The 25154-nt window shown below is 46.0% G+C and carries 15 protein-coding genes; 7 read left to right on the top strand and 8 right to left on the bottom strand.

Annotated features, from left to right (window positions below):
• Positions 1 to 211 precede the first annotated feature (211 nt).
• The 7 genes from NBH15_RS26110 to NBH15_RS26080 all read left to right on the top strand — a co-directional run bounded on the left by NBH15_RS26110 (position 212) and on the right by NBH15_RS26080 (position 13329).
• A complete protein-coding gene (locus NBH15_RS26110; RefSeq protein ID WP_250823961.1) occupies positions 212 to 571 on the top strand; it encodes a Fic family protein in 360 nt (119 codons plus the stop codon).
• Between the two features lie 42 nt (positions 572 to 613).
• Entirely contained in the window at positions 614 to 2323 is a 1710-nt protein-coding gene (gene susR / locus NBH15_RS26105; protein ID WP_250823960.1) for a SusR family glycan utilization regulator, read from the top strand.
• 217 nt (positions 2324 to 2540) lie between these two features.
• Complete coding sequence (locus NBH15_RS26100) at positions 2541 to 5756, top strand: SusC/RagA family TonB-linked outer membrane protein (protein WP_250823959.1); 3216 nt, start codon at positions 2541 to 2543, stop codon at positions 5754 to 5756.
• Between the two features lie 21 nt (positions 5757 to 5777).
• The gene (locus tag NBH15_RS26095) at positions 5778 to 7493 is read left to right on the top strand and encodes a RagB/SusD family nutrient uptake outer membrane protein (protein WP_250823958.1); all 1716 of its coding nucleotides are present in this window, start codon (positions 5778 to 5780) and stop codon (positions 7491 to 7493) included.
• Positions 7494 to 7575: 82 nt separating this feature from the next.
• Positions 7576 to 9816 (top strand): beta-glucosidase BglX, encoded by a 2241-nt coding sequence (gene bglX, locus NBH15_RS26090; protein WP_250823957.1) that lies wholly within the window; start codon positions 7576 to 7578, stop codon positions 9814 to 9816.
• A gap of 5 nt (positions 9817 to 9821) precedes the next feature.
• On the top strand, positions 9822 to 11087 hold the full coding sequence (locus NBH15_RS26085) for a glycoside hydrolase family 5 protein (RefSeq protein ID WP_186957813.1): 1266 nt from the start codon (positions 9822 to 9824) through the stop codon (positions 11085 to 11087).
• A gap of 4 nt (positions 11088 to 11091) precedes the next feature.
• Entirely contained in the window at positions 11092 to 13329 is a 2238-nt protein-coding gene (locus tag NBH15_RS26080; RefSeq protein ID WP_250823956.1) for a glycoside hydrolase family 3 C-terminal domain-containing protein, read from the top strand.
• 38 nt (positions 13330 to 13367) lie between these two features.
• On the opposite strand, the gene NBH15_RS26075 is transcribed toward NBH15_RS26080, so the two are convergent.
• From NBH15_RS26075 to NBH15_RS26040, 8 genes are all read right to left on the bottom strand, one after another.
• The gene (locus NBH15_RS26075) at positions 13368 to 13775 is read right to left on the bottom strand and encodes a HEPN domain-containing protein (protein WP_250823955.1); all 408 of its coding nucleotides are present in this window, start codon (positions 13773 to 13775) and stop codon (positions 13368 to 13370) included.
• On the bottom strand, positions 13772 to 14086 hold the full coding sequence (locus tag NBH15_RS26070) for a nucleotidyltransferase domain-containing protein (RefSeq protein WP_186957816.1): 315 nt from the start codon (positions 14084 to 14086) through the stop codon (positions 13772 to 13774). Before NBH15_RS26070 ends, NBH15_RS26075 begins: the two co-directional genes overlap by 4 nt.
• Positions 14087 to 14220: 134 nt before the next feature.
• A complete protein-coding gene (locus NBH15_RS26065) occupies positions 14221 to 16698 on the bottom strand; it encodes an outer membrane protein assembly factor BamB family protein (RefSeq protein WP_186957817.1) in 2478 nt (825 codons plus the stop codon).
• 40 nt (positions 16699 to 16738) lie between these two features.
• Positions 16739 to 17680, bottom strand: coding sequence for an endonuclease/exonuclease/phosphatase family protein (locus tag NBH15_RS26060; protein WP_186957818.1), 942 nt, complete (start codon positions 17678 to 17680; stop codon positions 16739 to 16741).
• 160 nt (positions 17681 to 17840) lie between these two features.
• The gene (locus NBH15_RS26055; protein ID WP_186957819.1) at positions 17841 to 19628 is read right to left on the bottom strand and encodes a RagB/SusD family nutrient uptake outer membrane protein; all 1788 of its coding nucleotides are present in this window, start codon (positions 19626 to 19628) and stop codon (positions 17841 to 17843) included.
• A 19-nt stretch (positions 19629 to 19647) separates the two neighbouring features.
• Positions 19648 to 23127, bottom strand: coding sequence for a TonB-dependent receptor (locus tag NBH15_RS26050; protein WP_250823954.1), 3480 nt, complete (start codon positions 23125 to 23127; stop codon positions 19648 to 19650).
• A gap of 121 nt (positions 23128 to 23248) precedes the next feature.
• Entirely contained in the window at positions 23249 to 24331 is a 1083-nt protein-coding gene (locus NBH15_RS26045; RefSeq protein WP_250823953.1) for a FecR family protein, read from the bottom strand.
• Between the two features lie 64 nt (positions 24332 to 24395).
• Complete coding sequence (locus tag NBH15_RS26040; protein ID WP_250823952.1) at positions 24396 to 24944, bottom strand: RNA polymerase sigma factor; 549 nt, start codon at positions 24942 to 24944, stop codon at positions 24396 to 24398.
• Positions 24945 to 25154: the final 210 nt, after the last annotated feature.

Raw genomic sequence — 25154 nt, 5'->3', positions numbered from 1 at the left:
GCATTTGGTGCCCATCAGACCGGGAAGAAAGTTTCCACGAGCAAGGAAAGGAAGGCCCAATTGTAAAAACTATACTCTAACTAATTACAAAAGAGCACTATGAACCTTAAATTGATGACATTGCCTTGTAAGTAAAGGTATATTAAAGCGTCCTATTTTATATTTATCCGATTATCTGGAAAGGCATAGAAGTTCATATTATTCTAATCTGATGAAAGTTAGATTTGAAAATGATATCGAAGGTTGGCTTAAATTCTTCCTCCAGGGAGTTATTGAAACAGCAGAAAACGGAGTAAAAACATTTGAGGAAATATTACTTCTACAAAAAGAATATGAAGAGTGTATAAAACAATTAGGCAGCCGATCAGCCAACGCTTTAAAAGTAATAACCGAACTGTATAAAAAACCGATTATAGATGCAGCCCAGGTTTCAACTATAACAGGTATAAGTCAAGCATCCTCTTACAAACTTATTGAAGAATTAGAGAAGCTTGATGTTTTAAAAGAGATTACAGGTGGGAAACGTGGACGAATCTATATCTTAAAAAAATATGTAGAGATATTCAGATGATATTTTTTATCTTTGTTCCTGTGAACCTTAAATTGAATAAAAATGTACATACGAGTAATTCTCTATCTGTTGCCATTTCTGATACTATCCGGAAATATATCCGGACAAACTATTTCTGCTGAGACTGAAAAAATGTTGAACAGCCTGGACTCGTTGTTGGCTAAAAATGAGACTTTTGTCATTGCTAAAGAAAAAAGAATCGAGGACCTGAGGAAAATGGAACAGAAAGTTGCAACAGAGGAAGAGCAATACTGGATGAACAAACTGTTTTATGAAGAATATATGGTCTATGACAGCGACTCTGCATTTAGTTATATCCATAAAAATCTGGAAATAGCACAGCGACTGAACAATCCCCAATGGGCTGCACAGTGGAAGATCGAACAGTCGTTCATTTTGACAGCCACTGGTTTTCTGAAAGAGGGACTGGATGCCCTGAATGAAATAAACCCCGAAAACCTGTCGCCTTATTACAAAACGGACTACTATGGACAAATGATGTATCTTTACTCTCATTACGGGCAATATTCCGGAGAAAACACCGCTCAAAGTACCTTCTACTATGCGAAAGAACAAACCTATCGGGATTCGATCTTCGCCAGTATTCCTGACAACCATCCATATGGTTTATGGTACAAAGGCTGGCAATACAACAAAACTCCACAAGCAGCAGAAGTAAAAGAGCAATTGAAAGAAGAACTTGCTTCCGCCTCCTTCGATTCCAGGAAAGACGCAATGAACGCTTATATCCTGGCAATCATGTATAGAGACGAAGGAAACGAAGATGATTATTTTCGTTTCCTCATTTTATCAGCCATGGCTGATATACGGTCGGCCAACCATGATATCGCTTCGCTGGAAGAGCTCGGAAAAACCTTGTATGAAAGAGGTTACATCGATCAGGCATATTCTTATCTGAACTACTGCCTGGGATGTGCACAACTCTATAAGAACAGGATACGTATGGTCGGCATTTCGTCCGCACTAGACGCCATTCATAAGACATACGAACAAAGAAACAAAAAACAGGAAGCCGACTTGCGCCGGTATCTGTACATCGTCAGCACCTTGTCGCTGATCCTGCTGGCTGCACTGTTCTTTATCGGACTACAAATAAAACGACTGAAAGAGTCCCGCAGAAAACTGAACGATGCCAACCAGACCCTGAACAAACATGTAGGCGAACTGGAAAAAGCGCATACGCAACTGGCAGAAGTAAACAGTCAGCTCCAGTCGCTGAATGAACAATTACTCGACACGAACTCCAAACTGACGGAATCCAATTATGTCAAGGAAGAATATATCGGTTACGTCTTCAATATCTGTTCCAACTATATCAGTAAACTGGACGAATACCGAAAAAATATCAACCGGAAAATCAGGACCGGTATGATCGATGAAGTCAAAAAAATGACAGATTCATCCACACTGGCTGCCAACGAACTGAAAGAGTTTTACAGTAATTTCGATGCCATCTTCCTGCATATCTATCCTGATTTTGTCTCCGATTTCAATGCCCTGCTGCAACCGGACAAACAAATCATGCCCAAAGAGGGAGAACTGCTGAACACCGAACTTCGTATCTACGCCCTGGTACGCCTTGGCATCAGTGACAGTGTGAAGATTGCCGAGTTCCTGCACTGCTCCCCTCAGACGGTCTACAATAACCGGCTGAAAACGCGCAGCAAAGCAATCGTTCCTAAAGAACATTTTGCAGATATTGTGAAATCTTTAGGGAAAATAGAGCGTTGAAACCACTCGGAAAAGCCTCCCCGACTACATTCGGGAACTTACTTTTTACACATCAAACCACATATTCAAACCACTATATATCAACAATATAACAATTTTATGGATTTACCGATCCGGTTTACCAGTCCATTGGTACCGGTTATTCGCGCTATACTTTTGCAAGTACAAAAAGTGTAGAACAAATTAGTACGTTAACTTTAAAAAATGTATTCGTCTTATGAAAAACATTTTATTAAAAAAGAGGCTTCTTAAAGGTATGATACCTTTGTTGTGCCTATTGTTATTTCCGACATTTGTGTTTGCCCAAAAACTGACAGTCAGTGGACAGGTCAAAGACGCCCTCGGCGAACCGGTCATCGGCGCCAATGTAGTAGTAAAAGGAACCACCAACGGGGCCATGACGGACCTGGACGGTATGTTCACAATCAATGAGGTAGAAAAAGGCTCTACCATCGTCGTTTCTTTTATCGGTTATTTACCCCAATCCATCGTTGTTTCAGGCAATGCGCCATTATCCGTTACGCTGGCGGAAGACAACCAGGCGCTGGATGAAGTGGTCGTTATCGGTTACGGTGTGCAGAAAAAGAGTGTGGTAACGGCCTCCATCGCCAAAGTAGGTGCGGACGAATTGGCCCAGACAGCTCCCGTCCGTGTCGATAATGCGTTGAAAGGGCTGGCAGCCGGTGTACAGGTGACCACACAGAACGGCCAACCGGGTACAGGTTCAGTTATCCGTGTACGCGGAACAGGCACCATCAACACCGCCGACCCTCTTTATATCGTAGACGGCATGCCCATCAACGGAGGTATCGACAACATCAATCCGGCCGACATTGCTTCTATCGAAGTATTGAAAGATGCCGCTTCGGCAGCTGTGTACGGTTCACGTGCCGCCAACGGGGTTGTTTTGGTTACGACCAAGCAAGGGGCCATCGGCAAAGTGAAAGTGTCTTACGACTTCTCTTATGGCTGGCAATCCGCCTGGAAAAAACGCAGTATGCTGAATGCGTCCGAATACGCGACCCTGATGAACGAAGCACAGCAGTATTCCAACGGCACCGACCGTTTTTCAAACACCAATCTGGGTGTAGGCACCGACTGGCAGGATGTATTGTTTAACGACGGCGCTCCCGTACAGAACCATCAGTTAAGTATCAGTGGGGCAAACGAGAAAGTAAGTTACTATTTCTCCGCCGGTTATTATAACCAGGAAGGTATTATCGGTGGAAACTACGACCGTTCCAACTACGAACGCCTTTCATTCCGCAGCAATACCCTTTATACCTTATTCGACGAAACGAAGAACCGCAGCTGGTTAAGAAAAATGACCGTCGGTGTCAATATGTCTTATTCCCGTATAAACAATATAGGGGTAAGCGCCGGTAACCTGACCGGTTCTCCGCTGGGGGATGCCCTTTTCCTGGACCCGACCATGGAAGTATATGCACAGGATGAGGATCACGTAAACGGCTATACGGCAGATATCCGCAGCAAGTACGGCGACCCTGTACGCGACCAGCTCACCGGACAGGTATTGCAGATTCCGGAAAACTTCAACGAAATTACGAATCCGCTGGGCCGCATGTCCGCACAACCCGGAAGAAAAAACAATTCAGACAAAGTCATTGCCAACCTGACGGCCGAACTGGGTATCTGGGATAACCTGAAATATAAGTTCTCCTGGGGCTCCGACCTCGCATTCTGGGGATATGACGAATGGAACCACCCTTATTATCTGGGCAGAAACTGCAACCAATCCATTGCAGACGGACGTTCCAGTGTAATGTCCGAAATGAACCGCGGCTATACCTGGCAGATTGAAAATGTATTGACTTACGATAAAACAATCAGCCAACATACTTTCAATGTGGTATTAGGACAGTCTGCCGAACGCAACACAGGCCGCCGCCTATACGGTATGGCAAAAGATTTGATTGCCTACATGGGTGATAAGGCTAATATAGACTTTACGACCTCCCTGCCGAACAACGGAAACCGGAATACCGAAGGAGGATTAACCGATCCACACTCGCTGGCTTCTTATTTCGGACGTTTAAGCTACAACTTCGCCGAACGTTACATGTTGCAGCTCACCGTACGCCGCGACGGTTCATCACGCTTCGGTGAAAATAACAAGTGGGGTACTTTCCCTTCCGTTTCTTTAGGATGGAACTTAACGAACGAATCGTTTATGGAAAAACGCCCGGACTGGCTGACCAATACGAAAATACGCCTTTCCTGGGGTAAGAACGGTAACGAGGCTATCGGTAACTTCCGCTACACGGCGAATGTATCGATGAATAACAACTATCCTTTCGGCGCTTATGGCAGAGGCCAACAAATCGTAATGGGTTCCAAGCCTTCCGGCACTCCTAATGCCGATTTGATGTGGGAAGAATCAGAACAGTATGATGCCGGTATCGATTTCGGTTTCCTGGGCAACGCATTGACCTTTACGGTCGATTACTACCAGAAGAAGACCAACGGTATGCTGAAAGAAATGGCCATACCGAATTATCTGGGCGAATCCAAACCCTGGGGGAATGTCGGTTCGATGAAAAACGAAGGGGTTGAATTTGAAGTCGGTTATAAATATAGCCACAAGGACTTCCGTTTCGGCGTCAACGCCAACCTCTCCTATTTGAAAAACAAATTGGTAGACTTAGGCACAGCCGACGGTTTCGAGATGATGGACCAGGTACATATCCTGGGAAATGTCGGCCGTGCGGAGAACGGTATGCCTTATCCTTACTTCTACGGTTACAAGACAGCCGGTATCTTCCAGAATCAGGCGGAAATCGACGCTTATACAAACAGCAAGGGAGAGAAATTGCAGCCGCTTGCCGTTCCCGGAGATGTGAAATTCGTAGACTTTGACAAAGACGGTACAATCGACGATAAAGATAAAACCATGATTGGTAAAGGTACTCCGGACTGGACTTTCGGTCTGAACCTGACGGCCGCTTATAAAGACATTGACTTTTCAGTCTTATTTTCCGGTTCATTGGGACAGGATATTATGGACGTAACCCGCCGCCTGGATGTGTCTTCCGTAAATGTACCCCAGGAATTTATGAAACGCTGGCATGGAGAAGGTACTTCCAACACAATGCCCCGCTTCTGTTACCCGGGTGACGATATGAACGGCAACTGGAAGAAAGTATCCGATTTATACGTCCACAACGGCAGTTTCGCCCGCATTAAAAATATGCAGATAGGTTACACTTTGCCGAAGAACCTGACACGCAAATTCTTTGTCGACAGACTTCGTCTCTATGTCGCTGCCGAGAACTTGCTGACACTAACTTCTTACAAAGGTCTTGACCCGGAAATAAATGCGACAGACGCAGCCGGAGATAAATCAAACGGCATCGACCGCGGCTATTATCCGCAGGCACGTACATTCACTGTCGGCTTAAATCTTAATTTCTAATCACTTAATAACGGAATCGATATGAAAAAGAATAGACTATATACTTTCGCCGCTGCCATACTACTTGCATCAGGACTTGTTTCGTGCGGCGACAGTTTCTTAACCGAAGAACCGGCAAGCAGTGTGCCCATCACAGGGTATTATACTGACAATGCCAAAATGATAGAAGCCATGGCAGCCGCTTACGACCCGATGCAGTGGTTCGATTATTTTAACGGCTGGTTCCCTCTGAACCTTGCCTGGGATGCTGCAAGCGATGATATTTACCCGGGTGGCAGCGACACGTCCGACCAGGGTTATCTTCACGAAATCTCCTGGTATGGCTGTAGCCCTACCAATGACATAAAAGGAGCATGGACCGTTGCCTACTCCGGCATCAACCGCTCCATCCGCTTAATGGACAATGCTGAAGAGGCAAACATCTCCGAAGCAGATAAAAAGTCTTACAACGCGGAAGGACGGGTACTGCGCGACTGGTATTACCTGGTATTGTGGAAAACCTGGGGAAATGTTCCATTTTATACGGAGAACCTGACTTTCCCGTATATCGCAGAACAGTTGAAAGCAGACGAAGTATACAATAACATGGTAACCGACCTGGAAGAGGTTCTGGATTCCAAAATTCTTCCGATGAAACGTGAACTCACATGGGCCGGACGAATGACTCAGGCAGCCGCTGCCATGATCTATGCCGATTATGTCATGTACCAGAAAGACGAAAGCCGTTACTCCAAAGCATTGGGTTATGTAAAAGAGGTTATCGCTTCGGGACAATATAAGCTGGTTACGGACTACGACGACCTGTTCACTTATGCTACGGAATGGTCCGACGAAATCATCCTCGATATCAACTACATCTCTGCCGGTGGTAAACGCGGCTGGGGAGACGCTGGGGCCTGTGGGGGTACTGTCATCCCTGCTATGATTGGTGTGGATGGTTTGACTTACGTCGGCGGCCAGGAAACAGGGCATGGCCCGTATACTGAATTTGAAGGTGGCTGGGGTTTCTGTGTGATTACCCGGGATGCATATGAAGCCTTTGAACCGGGAGATATCCGTCGGGATGTAGCAGTCCTGAACTTGGATACGTACCAGGAGGAAATGATGAACAGGGGAATCGCTGTGAATTATACGGGCCGTTATCAGAACACCGGTTATTTCCTGCGCAAATATCTAGGCCGTCCGGGCGGTAAGGCTGACCAGGCTGGTGATGCGGACCTGAACTGGGAAAACAATTTCCACCTGTACCGTTATGCAGAAACACTGCTGGTCGCAGCAGAACTGGCATGGCGCACCAATTCGGGAGAAGCACAAGGTTATTTCGACCAGGTACGCGAACGTGCCGGTCTGAGTCCCAAAGCGATTTCCGAAGAAGCCATCATGCAGGAACGTCGGGTAGAATTACTGGGTGAAGGAAAACGTTATTTCGATCTGGTTCGTTTCGGTAAAGCTGCTGAAGTCCTGAAACCGGGTGGCGGTGCTATTTATGTGACAAAGGATGCCCATCGTTTTGTCTGCACGGATGGTACCGTTACGCAGGACAAGCCGAAAGGCGAAGTTAAAACCAATGCAGACGGTAAACCTCTCAACCTGGTTATCAACGGCGAACTGAAATGGACAGGGAAAGGAGCTGCTATTCCGCAGCGTCCGCAGTGGACCGAGAACAAAAAGTATCTTCCGATTCCTCAGATTGAAATCGAATCATCCCATGGAGCTACTGTTCAGAATCCATATTAATCGAATATAAAACAGAGGGATATCCTCAGAATGAAATAGTCTGTTTCATCCCGGAGGATATCCCTGCTTATCTTACTATGCCATGAAAATAAAACGATTATCTGTCTACCTGTTGCTTTTGCCATTCTTATCATGCGCAGAACCTCAAGGAACCCAAGAAGGAGATATTGAAAGCCGGGTGAATGCCTTGTTAGGACAAATGACCTTGCAGGAAAAGATTGGCCAAATGAACCAGTTAAGTCCTTTTAGCGGCCTAGAAGAAATGGCCGGGTTAATCCGGGAAGGGAATGTCGGCTCACTGTTGAACCTGACCGATCCTGAACTGGTAAACAAAGCGCAGAGAATAGCCGTAGAAGAATCCCGCCTGGGTATTCCCCTGCTCATGTCACGCGACGTCATCCACGGCTATAAAACCATCTTCCCCATCCCGTTGGGACAGGCGGCAACTTTCAACCCGCAACTGGTGGAAGACGGTGCCCGTGTGGCGGCTGTCGAAGCGTCGGCCGACGGCATCCGCTGGACCTTTGCCCCAATGATCGATATATCGCGCGACCCACGGTGGGGACGTATCGCTGAGAGCTGCGGTGAAGACCCGTATCTGAGCTCCGTGATGGGGGTAGCCATGGTGAAAGGTTTCCAGGGCGATTCCCTGAACAATCCGACGGCTGTTGCAGCCTGTGCCAAACACTTTGTAGGTTATGGTGCATCGGAAGGAGGACGCGATTACAATTCCACCTTTATTCCCGAACGCCAGCTGCGCAACGTCTATTTTCCTCCGTTCGAAGCGGTTGCCAAAGCCGGATGCGCCACGTTCATGACTTCTTTCAATGATAACGACGGAATTCCCTCGACAGGTAACAGTTTCATCCTGAAAGATGTGCTGCGCGGCGAATGGAATTACGACGGACTGGTGGTAACAGACTGGGCATCCTCGGCCGAAATGATTTCCCATGGTTTCTGCAAAGACGAGAAAGAAGCAGCCATGAAATCCGTGAATGCCGGCATCGACATGGAAATGGTAAGCGGTACGTTTATCCGCAACCTGGAAGAACTTGTCAAGGAGAAGAAAGTATCGGAAGCAGCGATTGATGAGGCAGTCCGTAACATCCTCCGTCTTAAATTCCGCCTGGGACTGTTTGATAACCCCTATGTAGACACAGACCAACAAGTAAAATATGCGCCCACCCACCTGGCAAAAGCCAAAGAGGCGGCAGAACAATCGGTTATCTTATTAAAGAACGACCGCGAAACCTTACCTTTTACCGATAAGATACGTACCCTTGCCGTAATAGGCCCGTTGGCCGATGCCGCCCACGACCAGATGGGAACCTGGGTATTCGACGGAGAAAAAGCACATACGCAAACGGTTCTGGTCGCTTTGAAAGAGATGTATGGCGATAAAGTACGAATCATCTACGAACCCGGATTAGGTTATAGCCGCGACAAGCATACAGCCGGCATCGCCAAAGCCGTGAATGCCGCTATGCATGCCGATGCCGTACTAGTATGCGCCGGAGAAGAGTCTATCCTCTCAGGCGAAGCGCACTCGTTAGCCGACCTGCATTTGCAGGGAGCGCAGAGTGAACTGATAGCCTCCCTGGCAAAGATAGGGAAACCGCTTGTGACGGTGGTTATGGCAGGCCGTCCGCTGACAATCGGGCAGGAAGTCGAACAGTCCGACGCCGTTCTCTACGCTTTCCATCCGGGAACAATGGGCGGACCGGCCCTTGCCGACCTGCTCTTCGGAAAAGCGGTACCAAGCGGAAAAACACCCGTTACCTTCCCGAAGATGGTAGGCCAGATACCTGTTTACTATGCACATAACAATACGGGCCGCCCTGCCTCCCGCCAGGAAACGTTGATAGACGATATCCCGCAGGAAGCCGGGCAGACCTCCCTGGGCTGTACTTCCTTCTATATGGATGCCGGTTTCGACCCTTTGTTCCCGTTCGGTTACGGATTGTCTTACACCACCTTCGGTTATGACAACCTGCAATTGGCAACGAATCAGTTGGCTGTCGACGGAACACTGGAAATCAGCTTCGACCTGACAAATACCGGTAAGTATGAAGGCACGGAAGTCGTGCAACTGTACGTACAGGACAAAGCCGGTTCCATCACCCGCCCGGTCAAAGAGTTGAAAGGCTTCCGGCGGATTCCTCTGAAGCAGGGTGAGACAAAGACTGTCTCTTTCTCACTCCCCGTCGAAGAACTGGCCTTCTGGAACATCGACCGGCAGAGAGTAGTCGAGCCGGGCGAGTTTAACCTCTGGGTCGGCCCTAACAGCGCCGAAGGATTACAAACAACATTCACAGTAAAATAACAGACATGAAAAAGAATATCTATTTAATACTCATGCTCCTGCTGGTATCCGTTACCGGATGCCGGCAGCACACCGGCACTGCAGATGCGGATACGGCCGACCTGCCGCCGGAAGCATTCATGCGTATCTCCGGTACCGACCTGATTACCCCCAAAGGGCAGAAGTTCTTTATCAAAGGGACGAACCTTGGCAACTGGCTGAACCCGGAAGGGTATATGTTTGGCTTCAACAAGACAAATTCGCCGGGACGTATCAACCAGATGCTCTGCGAACTGGTCGGTCCCGACTTCACCGCTGAGTTCTGGAAAGCGTTCAAAGATAACTATATTACCCGCGACGATATACGGTTCATTGCGGCGACCGGCGCTAACACCATCCGTCTTCCCTTCCATTATAAACTCTTCACCGACGAGGATTATATGGGATTGACGGCCAATCAGGACGGTTTTGCCCGCATAGACAGTGTAGTCGGCTGGTGCCGCGAGACAGGCCTCTACCTGATTCTCGATATGCACGATGCTCCGGGCGGACAGACCGGCGATAACATCGACGACAGCTACGGGTATCCCTGGTTGTTCGAGAGCGAAGCCAGCCAGCAGCTATTCTGCGACATCTGGAAAAAGATTGCAGGCTATTATAAGAACGAGCCGGTTATCCTCGGCTACGAACTGGCAAATGAGCCTATCGCTCCTTATTTCAGCAATATGGAAGAGTTGAACGGCAAGCTGGAATCGTTGTATAAACGAGCCACAGCCGCCATCCGCGAGGCAGACACCAACCATATCATCCTGCTGGGCGGCGCGCAGTGGAACGGTAACTTCCGCCCGTTCATCGACTCCACCTTCGACAATAAAATCATGTATACCTGCCATCGTTACGGAGGCGATGCCTCCAAAGCAGCCATTCAGGAGATCATCGACTTCCGCGACCGGGTAAACCTCCCCATGTATATGGGCGAAATCGGACATAATACAGAAGCCTGGCAGAACGCTTTCTGCCATGTGATGGAAGAGAACAACATCGGCTGGACGTTCTGGCCGTACAAGAAAATCGACAAATCCTCCTTTGCCGGCATCAAAGCACCAGCCGGCTGGGACGCTGTCGTTGCCTTCTCCGAAGCTCCCCGGGGCACATACCAGGAAATCCGTGATGCCCGGCCGGACCAGGAAACAGCCAAAGCAGCTTTAACGGAGTTTATAGAGAACAGCCGCATACAGCAATGCGTCATACAAAACGAATATATCCGCTCACTAGGTTTAAAGACACAATAACAACATGAAACTAATCAAATACATCGCTTGCAGCCTGTTGTTGCTACCCGGTTTCGGGCAGGCACAGCAGGAAGTCCCCACTTATCTGGACAGTAGCAAACCCATTGAAGAACGTGTGGAAGATGCACTGTCACGCCTCACGCTGGAAGAAAAGGTAGCACTGACACATGCCCAGTCCAAGTTTTGTTCGCCGGGCGTCGCACGCCTGGGCATTCCCGAATTTTGGATGACCGACGGCCCCCACGGCATTCGTCCCGAAGTCTTATGGGATGAATGGGAGCAGGCGGGATGGACCAACGACTCCTGCGTAGCCTTCCCGGCTCTGACCTGCCTGGCTGCCAGCTGGGACCCGGAGATAGCCAGGTTATATGGTAAAAGCATCGGTGAAGAAGCCCGTTACCGGAATAAAACGGTCTTGCTGGGCCCCGGTGTAAACATTTACCGTTCGCCACTGAACGGACGCAATTTCGAGTATATGGGCGAAGACCCTTATCTGGCCGGAAAGATGGTAGTCCCCTATGTGCAAGGCGTCCAGCAGAACGGTGTAGCAGCCTGTGTGAAACATTATGCACTCAACAACCAGGAAGTAAACCGCCACACGACCAACGTCATCGTAGACGACCGTGCCCTCTATGAAATCTACCTGCCCGCCTTCAAGGCGGCCGTTCAGGAAGGAAATGCCTGGGCCATCATGGGTTCCTACAACCTGTATAAGAATCAGCACGGTTGCCATAACCAGTACCTCCTGAACGACATACTGAAAGGCGAATGGGGTTTCGACGGTGTTGTCGTCTCCGACTGGGGAGGTGTTCATAACACGCAGGAAGCCATCACCAACGGACTCGATATGGAGTTCGGAAGCTGGACCAACGGATTGTCCAACGGAGCAAGCAACGCTTACGACAATTATTATCTGGCAGATCCTTACCTGAAACTGATTCGTGAAGGCAAAGTCGGAACAAAAGAACTGGACGACAAGGTAAGACGCATTCTGCGCCTCGCCTACCGCACTACGATGGATAGAAACCGTCCGTACGGCTCGCTCTGCTCGGAAGCCCATTTTGCCGCAGCCCGCCGTATCGGTGAAGAGGGTATCGTGTTATTGCAGAATCGGAATAACCTGCTCCCTATCGACCTGAACCAGGCAAAAAGAATAGCCGTCATCGGAGAGAATGCCATCAAAATGATGACTGTAGGCGGCGGTTCTTCTTCCCTGAAAGTAAAATACGAACTCTCCCCGCTGGACGGCATCCGGAAACGGGTGGGCGACCAGGCGGAGGTCATTTATGCACGTGGTTATGTAGGCGACCCGAGCGGTGAATACAACGGTGTGAAATCCGGCCAGGACCTGGAGGACAACCGTTCGCCGGAAGAGTTGATAGCCGAAGCCGTTGCCGTAGCCAAAGATGCCGATTACGTCATCTTTATCGGCGGCCTGAACAAGAGCGCGCATCAGGACTGCGAGGATGCAGACCGTAAGGAATTAGGTCTGTCTTACGGCCAAGATAAGGTAATAGCCGCCCTGGCAAAGGCAAACAAGAACCTGATTGTAGTAAATATCTCAGGCAACGCCATCGCCATGCCATGGGTGAAAGAAGTCCCCGCCATCGTGCAGGCATGGTATCTGGGGTCGGAAGCAGGTAGCGCCATTGCTTCGGTATTGACGGGAGATGTAAATCCGTCCGGCAAGTTACCGTTTACTTTCCCCGCTTCTTTGCAGGATGTAGGTGCGCATAAACTGGGTGAATATCCGGGTACTCCCCGCAACGACGGCAGCCCTATCGTGGATCAGAAGTACAACGAAGGAATCTTCGTCGGTTATCGCTGGGCGGACAAGGAAAAGACAAAACCGCTGTTCTCTTTCGGTCATGGCCTAAGCTATACCACTTTTGCCTATGGAAAGGCCATAGCCGACAAGAAAGTGATGGGACAGGATGAAACGCTTACCATTACCCTACCTGTCACCAATACAGGCAGTCGCGAAGGTTCGGAAGTAATACAGCTATATATCAGTGATCTGAAATCATCACTGCCCCGTCCTGTAAAGGAACTGAAAGGCTTCAGCAAGGTAAAACTGGCTCCGGGAGAGACCCGGGAGGTAACTTTCACCATCGGAAAAGAGGCGTTGAGTTTCTTCGATGACACCCGCCATGAATGGGTCGCCGAACCAGGTAAGTTCGAAGCATGGATCGGTGCTTCCTCAACAGATATTCGCAATAAAGTAGCATTTGAATTGAAATAAGTACCCCCTGTACTTTCCCTAAGAGATGCTTATCCGGCTTAAGGCTTGGTAAGTATCTCTTTTACTGAATCAATGAACAGGCTGGCCTGTGGGTATAATTCTTCGACCAAGCTTTGGTCGCAATAAACAAAGTCATCATAGTCGCCACTCTGCCTCTTTTCAAAGAGAGTAGAGAAAGTCTTGCCTATTTTTAATGACAGCTTTCCTGTAGAAATAAAATGCAACCCAAGCATTGTTTTCACACCATTATGAGTCTGAGTCTGAATATCATATTTCAGTAATAAAGCTACAGCTGCATAATAACATGCATAATACATACGGTTAACGGCTGCATTATAAAATGATTCCCGTATCATGACCTCTGCCTCTTTCAACGTCTCATAAGCCCGTTGAAGCCTGTAAGCTATCAAAGCTTTCCGGCTTTCTTCATCCAATATTTCTTTCATAATACAATCCCTTCATTTATAATGTTGACATAAAAAGGAGTTTTGAAAGGACGGTTATCCCATAACTTTTTTAAAACGATCATTGGACTGATAGAGATGCCTGTTCGTAACTCCAACTCATAGAGAGGAAGCGTTATTTCTTCTTCTTGTGCCAGTGTCATTGTATCACCGTCAACCAGAATAAGAAGATCGATATCGCTGTCGGGACGGGCATCACCCCGTGCTTCCGAACCATACAAGATAGTCTTTGCACCGGGAGCAATACGACGTACAGTCTCTTTTATTAACTCTACAACTTCAGAACGTTTCATATCTCAATGGTTTCTTTAATACAGTTATAATCAGTAATAATGCAAAGATATAGAATCCTCCAGTCATATACAAACAAAAGGTGCGCCTCCGTTTTGGAAACGCACCTCTCTATTCAAAGCTTAGTATCAAGCTTTTATTCAGAGGCAACGAACGTATAAACGTTTCCTCCGAAATCGACCGCTATCAACGTATTCCCCGAAACGGCTACCGAACCAAATACCGGAGCGCCTGTCGCATGCTTCCAGGCAAATCTTCCGGTCTCCTTATTCACGCCGTAGATAGTTCCGTCGGAAGCTCCTACATAAACCGTATTGCCTGATAAAACAGGACTTGTCTCGATGGTTGCAGATACTTTACGGGAGTAAGGAGAAGTATATACCAACGCATCTCCGGTATTAAACTTCCATTTAATCTCTAGTGTTTCGCTATCCAATGCGACCAAACCGTCTTTTGCGGAGCCGAAGATGATCTCCTTATCTGTCAGTAACGGTGTTGAGGTTACATCGACACTGAAAGGCAGTTCCTTGCGAACAATCACACGGCCTGTATTGGCATCGAGGATAAAGAAAGACTTGTCGGAGATAAGGTAGAGCAGGTCACCATGAACGGCTGCCGATGCGCCGCGGTTACGCAGACCGTTAGTGTCGGCTGTCCATTTCAAGGCGCCGGTCTTCAGGTCGTTGCCGTAGAGGGCACGCCATTGGGAAGAGGCGATCAGCATATTCTTTCCTACGGAGAAGGTGGTGGTGGTGCCTTCGCCCTGCCCCCAGTCTTTATTGCGCCAGATCTCACGTCCGTCTTTAGTGTCGATGGCACAAAGACCTTTGCCTGTCCCGGCATACACAACACCGTCGGAGGCAACCAGACCTTCGATCAAAGAAGGCAGGCCGGCTACCGGCAGTTGTTTCTCCCAGCTTAATTTACCGCTTTGGGCATCTACGGCATACAGATATCCCTGGGCGTCTTGTGCCAACACACGACCATTGTCAATGGCGATAGTGTTTTTGATGGAATTACGTGTCTGGTATTTCCAAAGCAACTCGCCCGTTTGTCCGTTCAGGGCATAAATATGAGCATCACCTTGCAGGTTCTCATCGACAGAGGCAACATAAATCATACCGTTGTAAACCAATGGGGAAGTCATATAGATATTGGCTCCAATATTCTTCACCCAGGCCATTTCGAGAGGCGGGTTTACGCTCGAAGAAGCAGTCGCAACATGCTCGGGAGTTCCTAACAGGTTATTCCAGTCGGCTGACAAATCCGGTTTTACATTTGTTGGTTGATAGGTGAATACCGTTTCGGTTTCCGCCACTTCGCCATTGTTGAAGAGTGCTCTTACTTTCAGGGTAGCCATCTTCCCACGTTGAGCAGCCGTAAAGGGTACTTCGGAGTTCCAGCACCAGTCCGTAGCCTGGCTCAACTTACGATTGCTGACAAATGTCTTTCCATCTATCTGACAAGAATAAGAAACCTCTTTCACGGGAGAGACTGACGAATAGACATTCACTGTCACAGGCACAGCACCCGAAGCCAATACCGGAACTTGTCCTTCGGCCGGAGTAGAGATTTGGATACTTTTATCAAGATAAGTGTAACGCAATTCAGAGGTGAAATCACCTTTCTTGTCCACGTGCAGCACGCGGAAAGCGCTGGTAGAATGGTCGATACCTCCCTTGTCCAGGGTAGCAGTAGAGACAGAGTAGACGTTACCCTGTTTCTTTATGTAATTGATATGCCAGTGACCGTATACCCAGGCTTTCAGGTTATGGTCATTCAAGTTAATTTGTTCCTGGTCGTTGATACCGAAGATAAACTGGTCGCCGTAAGTCAGCAAGTCATGATTGAATACGACAATGGGCTTGCCTTGCGGGATTTGCGCCAGATCGTTCTTCAGCCAGCGATAGACATCTTCCTTCGTATAGCCCGGCTGGTAATCGCCACCCGCCATCGGTGTCACAATATAATGCACGCTACCGGCATCAAAGGAGTAAAAGACGGGGCCGTAGATACTTTCGAACAGTTCCTCGCCGTACTTTCCTTTTACCAGGTCGTGATTGCCGATACAGTAAAAAATAGGACAGTTCATATTGGCCGTGTTCATGAGTTTGATATGAGCTTTCAAACCGTTCTCATAACAGATATCGCCGGTATGGATGATAAAAGCAGCTTCCTCATTAGCCGTGTAATCACGAACGTTGGATACCCAATCACCATGATTGTCGGTGTTGAATATCTCTGTATCAGCGATATGCACATATTTATGACTACCGTCAGATTTGATACCACCGCTGTACGGTTGCAGCCCGAAGTCGTACGACATTTGGTCGCCCTCGATGCGGCGATAATGTTTATTGTTTGTTTTATATCCGGAAGGAGTGGTGATAAAGATGAAACGTTCTCGTTCATGCCCGGGCAGGGTGAAAGAGCCGTCGCCGGCCGTCTTCACGACATTGAGGCCGTCGGAAACGAGGATTCCCGCCATGGCTTTCTCGCCTTTATCAAATACTCCGTTATTGTTTTTATCGACAAAGACATGCCCAGTGTAGGCTGCATTGGCAAAAGAAGCGATGCCGCTCAGCAGGGCGATGCTCAAGATTGTTTTCTTCATGTTATTAATGTGTTTATTTAGAATATCAGTAGTAAGTTTTCTATTTTCTAATCGTAAAGGTTGTCAGCACAAACCCGTGATCAGAAGCATAAAAGAAGTCTTCCCCTTTGAAAGAAAATGCTTCACCCAGAATATTGTCATAGCATTGGGACTCTATCGCCTGTATCGTCTTTCCTTGGTAATAAATGAAGTCGATACGATCCTGGCGATTGACTGTTTCCAGCGAATCGGCATCCGTCAGCCAGGTTGTTCCAATATTCTTCACCGGGTCGGGATTAATCTCACGGAAGCTATCTTTAAAGTTAGCAGCCTGCATCTCTTTGGAGACAGTCCAGTTCACAACGGCACCACCGTGATTATACATATCTTTGGTCGCCTCTGTCCAGTCCAGATGCGAGTGGCTATTGAAATCACCTCCCATGACGATAGGGATACTGTCTGATTCTGCAATCATTGGTTTCAAAGCTCCGAGTATCTTTCGGATTTCTTCATCGCGTGTTCCGGCATCGTCCCAGGCCAAAATTTCTTCTTCCGACTTGTCAGTAGGAACCAAACGTGCATCAGGCAAATAATGGATCCAGGTATCAAACAAGCGGACCGGCGTCCCGTCCATATCGATCTCCACTCCCCCGAAATTGAATGTAGCGATCTGGTCCGGGAAAGTAAACGTCTTTACAATCGGATACCGGCTATAGATAGAAAGATTGCTCGACAACAGACGGTGATAAAACCCCAACGAATCGGCTACTAGGTCAGAAGCCCCGTATGTTTCAATCATCAAAATCACATCCGCCTGGCTTTTCTTCAATACGCCGATAATACCGTCACAAGCTTTCTGACCATACGTTTTGGAATGACCCGCATGCCAGATATTCCAAGAAAGGACAGTGAGTTGTTGTTCTTTCTTCTGCTCAGAACAAGAAGAGAACAAGCTTAAAAGTAATATTACAAATGTAATACTAGTAAAAAGTTGTGTTTTCATGTATATAACTATTGATATGTAGTAGTAATTCAACTACAAAGATAGAAAGATTAAAGTGATTCAAAAATATATCTCAAAAGTTCACACTTATGATAATAAATGTAACTTTTGAGATATACAATATATTCATTCCTACTCAAAGAGTAAAAAATGATCCTGACTATTCAACCCAATACTTATTCTGAACCAAATTCTTATTTAATACAATATCTTGGGTAGCTATCGGACTGTAATAATACTTCGGTTCAATGAACTTCCATTTATTCACCTGAGCAATCAAACGGATATAGCCTTTATCGCCACCGGTCAACTCAATGGTATTACCTTCCAAAATTTCTACATTCAGTTTGTATTTCTCCTTATCTGCTTGCGGAATAGCATCGGCATCTGCCTGTGTTGCCACCACTGCATAATCCGGTTGTCCGTCACCTGTCAAATCGATATAACCCAATTTACCAATGTACATACCTTCCGGAGCTTTTTCCATCAATTTACCGGCACCCCAACGCATCAAATCGTCGAAACGGAATCCTTCGCAAGCCAGTTCGATACGTCTTTCACGACGTACTTCCAAAATCGCCCCTTTCTGTGAAGAAGTAACATTCGGATAACGGTTTGCCTGTACTGGATCGATATTTGCCAACCATTCCGACAAAGTGGCCCGAGGCACACCGGCACGATCCCTGATCAGATTAATGGATCGGTCAATATCATCCTGTGTCAATTCTCCTAACTCCGCTTTGGCTTCCGCATACATCAATAAGACTTCTGCATACCGGATCAAAGGTAGGTCTGTATAAGCTTTACCCCATTCCAATTGATCAAATGTACCTGGAGAAAATTTCACCTGCGGATACCCTCCGATTGTTATTTTCTGACGGTGAGGCTCGCTTGACCCCGGACGAATGAAACCTGGTGTCATAAACGTCTGTCCCAAACGGGGATCCCTGTTTTCAAAGATTTCCAAGAATGTCTTCTTGTCATAATCCGGCACATCCTGGAACCTTTTGGCTTTACCATCCTCAATCACATAATAATCTTCCATCAAGTCACGTGACAAACCGGTAGTCCAGTCAAAACGGGCACCAGCACCGTGCAAACGTCCCAATTCATTGCTATAATCTTCGAAAATAATCATCTCCTTATTGGACGAAAGATCCTGACTGTTAAACAATGCCCCGTAAGCCCCTTCACCGACAGACAATTCATAATTGCCCGTATTCATAATCGCATTACAAGCATCCGCTGCCACTTTGAAAAAGCGGTCTGCATCATTCAACCCCAACTCCGGATGATATTTACGCCAACAACCTTCTGCCAGAGCGATGCGAGCCTGCATAGCCAAAGCTCCGCTTCTATACCAACGTGTCCGTCCGCTACTGTTGTCCTTCATGTTCTTTACAGCAAAATCCAAATCGGCCATGACAGAATCAACAACCAATGCACGCGGGTCTTGCGGCTTGAACAATTCTTCCGTATCGGTTGTCTGCAAATCACGGCTGTACCAAGGCACATCCGAATAAGACAACACTTTATCGTAATACAACTTTGCACGGAACATACGAGCCAAACCAATGTAATGGTTGATTTCCGCAACATCACCTACAACGTTATTGGTTCTTGCCAACATGAAATTGACATTACGGATACTCCCCCAACTCCATGCTCCTGCTTTATTAGGATTCAACTCACCACGCATTTTAGAATAGATACCGGCTTCTTCCACATACATCACATTGTCGGATGCGACATCCCAATAATCGGCAGAGATATATCCATACATGTTATTCGTATAGATTTCCAAATCACCAGGCGTTTTGAAGAAACCATCTTCCGTAATGGATGTTTCTGAATATTTGTCCATAAACGAATCGTTACATCCGCTTAACCCTACCATGCTGACGAATCCTATCGCAGCTATTTTTATCATATTTTTAATAATAGTCATAACTTTCAGCAATTATAAATTAGAATGTAACATTTAAACCAAATGAGTAAGAACGCTGCAACGGATACATCTGTCCACCCAAACATTCCGGATCCAGTTTATAATACTTATACAAACCTGTTATTTCACACAAGTTATCACCAGAGAAGAAGACACGCAAACGCTGGATATTCGCTTTTTCCGTCCACTGTTTCGGCAATGTATAACCAAATGTCAAGTTCTTCAAACGGGCATACGTCGCATTCTGCAAATAACGAGTCTGAGTAAGAGCCGCTTCAGCACCACCTTCTGCCACATACGATTTGAAACGCGGGAAATAGGCATCCTGACTCGGATTCTCTTCCGTCCAACGGTCGTAATAATTACCATACGTAATGTTCGTCCAAGGCTGTGCATAGATACCCCAGAAATATAAGTCACCACTCGGACTGTAATTCTTCTTCAAAACACCCTGTACAAACAAACTCAAGTCGAAACCGTTCCAATCAGCATTCAAATTGAACCCGAAACCATAACGGGCACGGCTGTTACCGATAATCTTATAATCGCCATGGTCGTCAATGGTCCATGAACCGTTATCAATTTTACCGTCATTATTCAAATCCTTAAACTTCAAATCGCCCGGAGCAATCGGCCGTGTACCGATATAAGAAGCGACCTGTGTCTGGTCGGCATGGTTGTCGATATCTTCCTGAGAAGTAAAGAAACCTTCTGTTACCAACCCCCAGATAGAACCTATTTCCCTTCCTTCATAGTAATCTTTTAAAGTACCTGTTTCATTTGAAAACTTGGTAATCCAAGAACGACTATCACCAATATTGAAGCTAACCCCGTAGTTCAACGGCTTACCGGCCAATTGCAATTTGTCACGCCAACTGATAGTCAAATCCCAACCGGTTGTCTTCAAATCTGCCGCATTTTCCAATGGCTCACTGGCACCTAAAACATTTGGCAACTCCGCACCGGCCGTCAACATATCCTTTGTTCGGCGAATATATCCATCGACAGTTGCTGACAAACGATTATCCAACAGGGTAACATCCATACCCCAGTCAGCTGTAGTTACCTTTTCCCAAGTCAAGTTGCCGGCAACCAACCCCGGAGCAGAAACACCCACCGGCTGCTTACCATCCAAAATAGCTCCGATCTTTCCTGATCCCATGGTAGCCAGATAAGCATAGTAATTGTCTTTCAAATCTTGGTTTCCCAAACGACCATAAGAGAATCTGAACTTTAAGAAGTCCACATAATCACGTACCGGCTCGAAGAATTTTTCTTCCGAAAGTACCCAAGCCACAGAACCGGACGGGTTGAAAACGTAGCGGTCATCATGCGGGAAACGGGATGTCCCATCGTAACGGCCGTTAAAAGCCAAGATATACTTGTTGTTGAACGTATAATTCAAACGGCCGAACACGCTTCGCATCGCCAACGTAGAAATGCTCTGTCCCACGTTCATATCGCCCGAAGCCAACCCCAGCGTAGGCAAAGACGAAGAAATCAATTCCTTACGGCTTGCAGATGCATAATTCGAACGCCAGTCTTCCTGGTTGAAACCAACCATCGCCGTAAAATCATGCTTTTCATTGAACACCTTATGGAAAGTGGCATATGCGTCAAACGTCAATGTACGGGCGTTAGTACGATTCAAATAAGCCCGAGATACAGGGTCTTGCTGCTTAGCAGGTCTGTCCGGACCATCATAATAATCGACCGGTAAGGAATATCCTTCTTCAGCATTTTTATTCGTTGTATAGTTGAACGAACCATTGACAAAAAGGACATCCTTGATAATGTCAATCTTGGTAGTAAACTGAGTTGATAAAGTCATTTTCTGCTGGTTCCAACGGCCTCCGTCTACTAAACGACCAAACACACTACTACCAGCCTTTGTCCAAGAACCATCCGGGTTATAAGTCACATCCAATGGATTAATACGGTTTACTTCCCAATAATAAGAATCTCCCAAATAGTTTGGTGAATCATAATCAGAATTAACAAAACTGGTATTATTACCGAATGTCCACCAATCCGTCACTTTGAAATCCATTTTGGAGCGGAGGTTATACTTATTGTACTTATCCGTACCATATTTCACCATACCATCCTGGAAGTTGTAGTTGGCAGAGAAAAAGTAGTTCACACGGTCTGTCTTACCGGAAACATCAATCGTATGGTTAGTAGAGAATGCCAAATTCTTATATGCTTCATCAAACCAATCCGTGCTACCGAAATAAGAATAAGTGCCGTCCTGATTCAGATAATAAGGAGAAGTACCCGGCACTTCCGACACTTTCTTAGCATACGCCAATTGTTCTTCATTATAGAGGTTGTACCAAGGATAAGACATGGTATTACGGGTTGAAGCCACAATATAAGGATCGGTAATGACATCTGCCATACCTGTCAGCTTGCGCATACCGAAGTTGTTGTTGTAATTGACCGTCAGCTTTTCCTGTCCGGCCGTCTTGGTCGTCACTAAAATAACACCGAAAGCGGCACGTGAACCGTAAATAGCAGCAGAAGCAGCATCCTTCAGCACAGAAATCGAACCGATATCAGTCGGGTTCATGCGGTTCAGTTCGGCTGCCGAAGATACCACACCGTCAATAACCACCAGCGGATCACCGCCATTGATAGAGGTTGTACCACGAATGTTGAAGCTAGGCGAATCTGTTGCCTGACCACTACCGATGGATACGTTCAAGTTGGCCACCGAACCTTGCAAAGCTTGTCCTACCGTCAGCACAGGTCTGTTTTCCAACACCTTGGTCGGTACTGTTGCAACCGCTCCTGACAAATCCACTTTTTTCTGCGTACCATAACCGATAACTACCACTTCATCCAAAGCTTCACTATCTTCCTTCAAAACGACATTGATGGCAGTTTTGCCACTCAAACTGATTTCCTGCGTTTTATAACCGATATAAGAGATCGCAACTACAGCATTCGAAGGAACATCAGAAATGGAGAAGTTACCATCAGCATCAGTTATGCTGCCGATAGTAGTACCTTTTACCATCACGTTCACACCGATCAGCGGCTCACCGGTCGCATCTTTCACATTACCCGTTACGGTTACCTTCTTTTGCTGCTGCTGATGCTGAGACTCAGCATCAGCAAAACTAACAGGCCTGTTAGTTTTTTCATTTTTGCGGACAATAATCTGACGGTCATTGATGATATATTCAATATCCGTTCCCGCAAACATATTTTTCAGGATAGTTTCAACCGTCTGGTTGTCTACGTCCACATTTACCCTTCTGTTCAAATTGATGTTTGAACCATGATACACAAAAATAAATTCACTGTTCTTTTCGATGTAAGAAAATACATCTTTTACAGTCCGGTTATTCATGCGGACAGTCAACGTGGTTTGTTCCGCATAAGTAGAAGCTGCGTAGATAGCAGATCCTCCATAACTTACCAGACATAAGGCTAAACATGCACTTTTAAGAAAATGAGCCGGTTTTCGGCTGAACTCTTCATTCTTTTTCATACATTTGTAATGTTTTTTCTTTGATACATAATTTAATAGATTAAACAAAAAATTTGAGAACCGGATGATATGGCCGTATCGTTCGGTTCTTTTTTAACTCTAGGGCTTTTACATAGGCATTTTATTTTGATATTATTATATTATTATTTGCATCTGTCTTATACTGAAGGAACATTAACTGGCAAATGATATTGATTACATCTTCCATATTTTCCCGCAAATCCAACTTTCCGGAAATAGGAATATTTCCAATCTCTTCATTATACCAAATGTTACGACCGTAATAACGCGACAACCGGTCCAACGTCTCCCCTACCTTCCGGTCGTTCAGCATCATCATATTATCCTTCCAACAGATATATTCGAAAACATCCACCTCCTTTATATCCACACTTTTATCATTTATCTTCATCATTTGATTGGGAGAGAGTATCGACTTGTTATTCTTTCCGGCATTGACTTCCACCTGCCCATTGACCAGCACGACCGAGGCGGAAACATCTTCTTTATAAGCGCATACGTTGAACTGCGTGCCGAGCACTTTCACATCAAAGCTGTTCGTCTTAACAATGAAAGGACGCGAAGGATCTTTCGCCACATCCAGATAGACTTCACCTTCTACCAGTATTTCTCTTTTATCCGTTTTGAAGACTGCCGGATAAAAAACACGTGTTCCGGCATTGACATACATTTTCGTTCCATCCGAAAAAGTAATGTCCGCCCGCCGGCCCTTTGGCACGATAATCTGATTGATTTCCTCTTTTTTCTCTTTCTTTTCTTCTGCTATTTCCTTTTTTACGACATGCTGCTCCACATTCGATTTCCCATCCACATCATATTTGATCGATGATTCATCTTTCAATTGCATCTTATCATCGCTTTCAATCAGGACAATTTCCTCTCCGGACAAAGAAGAGGTATTATTTTCAAGCAGAGCAAGCGACATGGATGCATCTTTCTTCATATCCATCCAAAAATAAAGACCTACAGAAAGAAGTACAGCTATTGAAGCTGCCACAGATAATATATAACGGGAACGTAATCTGAATAAAGTACGTGGCTGAGTCATCCGAGCTTCAATCTCCTTCCACGACGCCAGTGCCTCCTGCAAGTTATCAGGCTCTGCATCATGAACTTTCCGGAGTAGGTCTTCCCCAGCCTGCTCAAATGATTTTTTATTTAATATGTTTTGTTTTCTATTCACGAGTAACCTCTTTTATCTCTATTACGGGAGAGGTCTCATTTGGTACTCACTTTTTTGAATAAAATCAATCTTTTTTCAGATATAATTTCTTAAGACAGGATAGAGACCTGAATAACAGGTTTTTACTGGACTGATAATTTATACCCATTATCTCCGCTATTTCTTCATGTTTCAGTTCGTTCACATAATATAAATAGATTATTTCCTGCTGATGGGAGGATAACTGAGAAAAAACCTGCATGAGACGTCTGGCACGGTCATCTGCTTCCGAATCGTCGAAAGAAAGTAAAGGGAATAACTCATCTGTTATAAAAACTTCTTCATACAGGGTGATATCATCAGTCGGTTTTTCCTTTTCCAATGCATCATACAACTTGTTACGTAAGGCTTTGATCAGATATCCTTTTACATTCGGGGTAGAAGAAAGAGAAGGATAGTTCTGAATCAGTTTAATGAAAATATCCTGTATACAATCTTTCACCAGATCCTTATCGGAAACCAGTTTGGAGCCATAATTATACAACAAAGAATAAAAGCGGCAATAGATTTCTTTGAAAGCCTCCTTATCCCCCGTCAAACATGATTCCCATAATTTCTCATCGGATATTTGCATATAAACAATTGCTTATAATTTTGTTATAGCGTCTCAACTATAATTTGGTGCGCAAAAATAGGTACCTAGTATTACACTCATATTACATCAAAATTAAGTAAGCATTAGTATTAAGATTGTATCCTTCATAAATCCATAAATAGTATTGCATCCTAAAAACAGATATCTATCTCTCAAGCATGTCAGGAATAAGTTCTGTTAGAACTAAAG

Origin of the sequence: Parabacteroides caeci (assembly GCF_023656795.1) — a bacterium.
In the GTDB taxonomy this organism is placed as follows: Bacteria; Bacteroidota; Bacteroidia; order Bacteroidales; family Tannerellaceae; genus Parabacteroides; species Parabacteroides segnis.
This window is presented reverse-complemented; position numbering and strand designations above follow the sequence as displayed.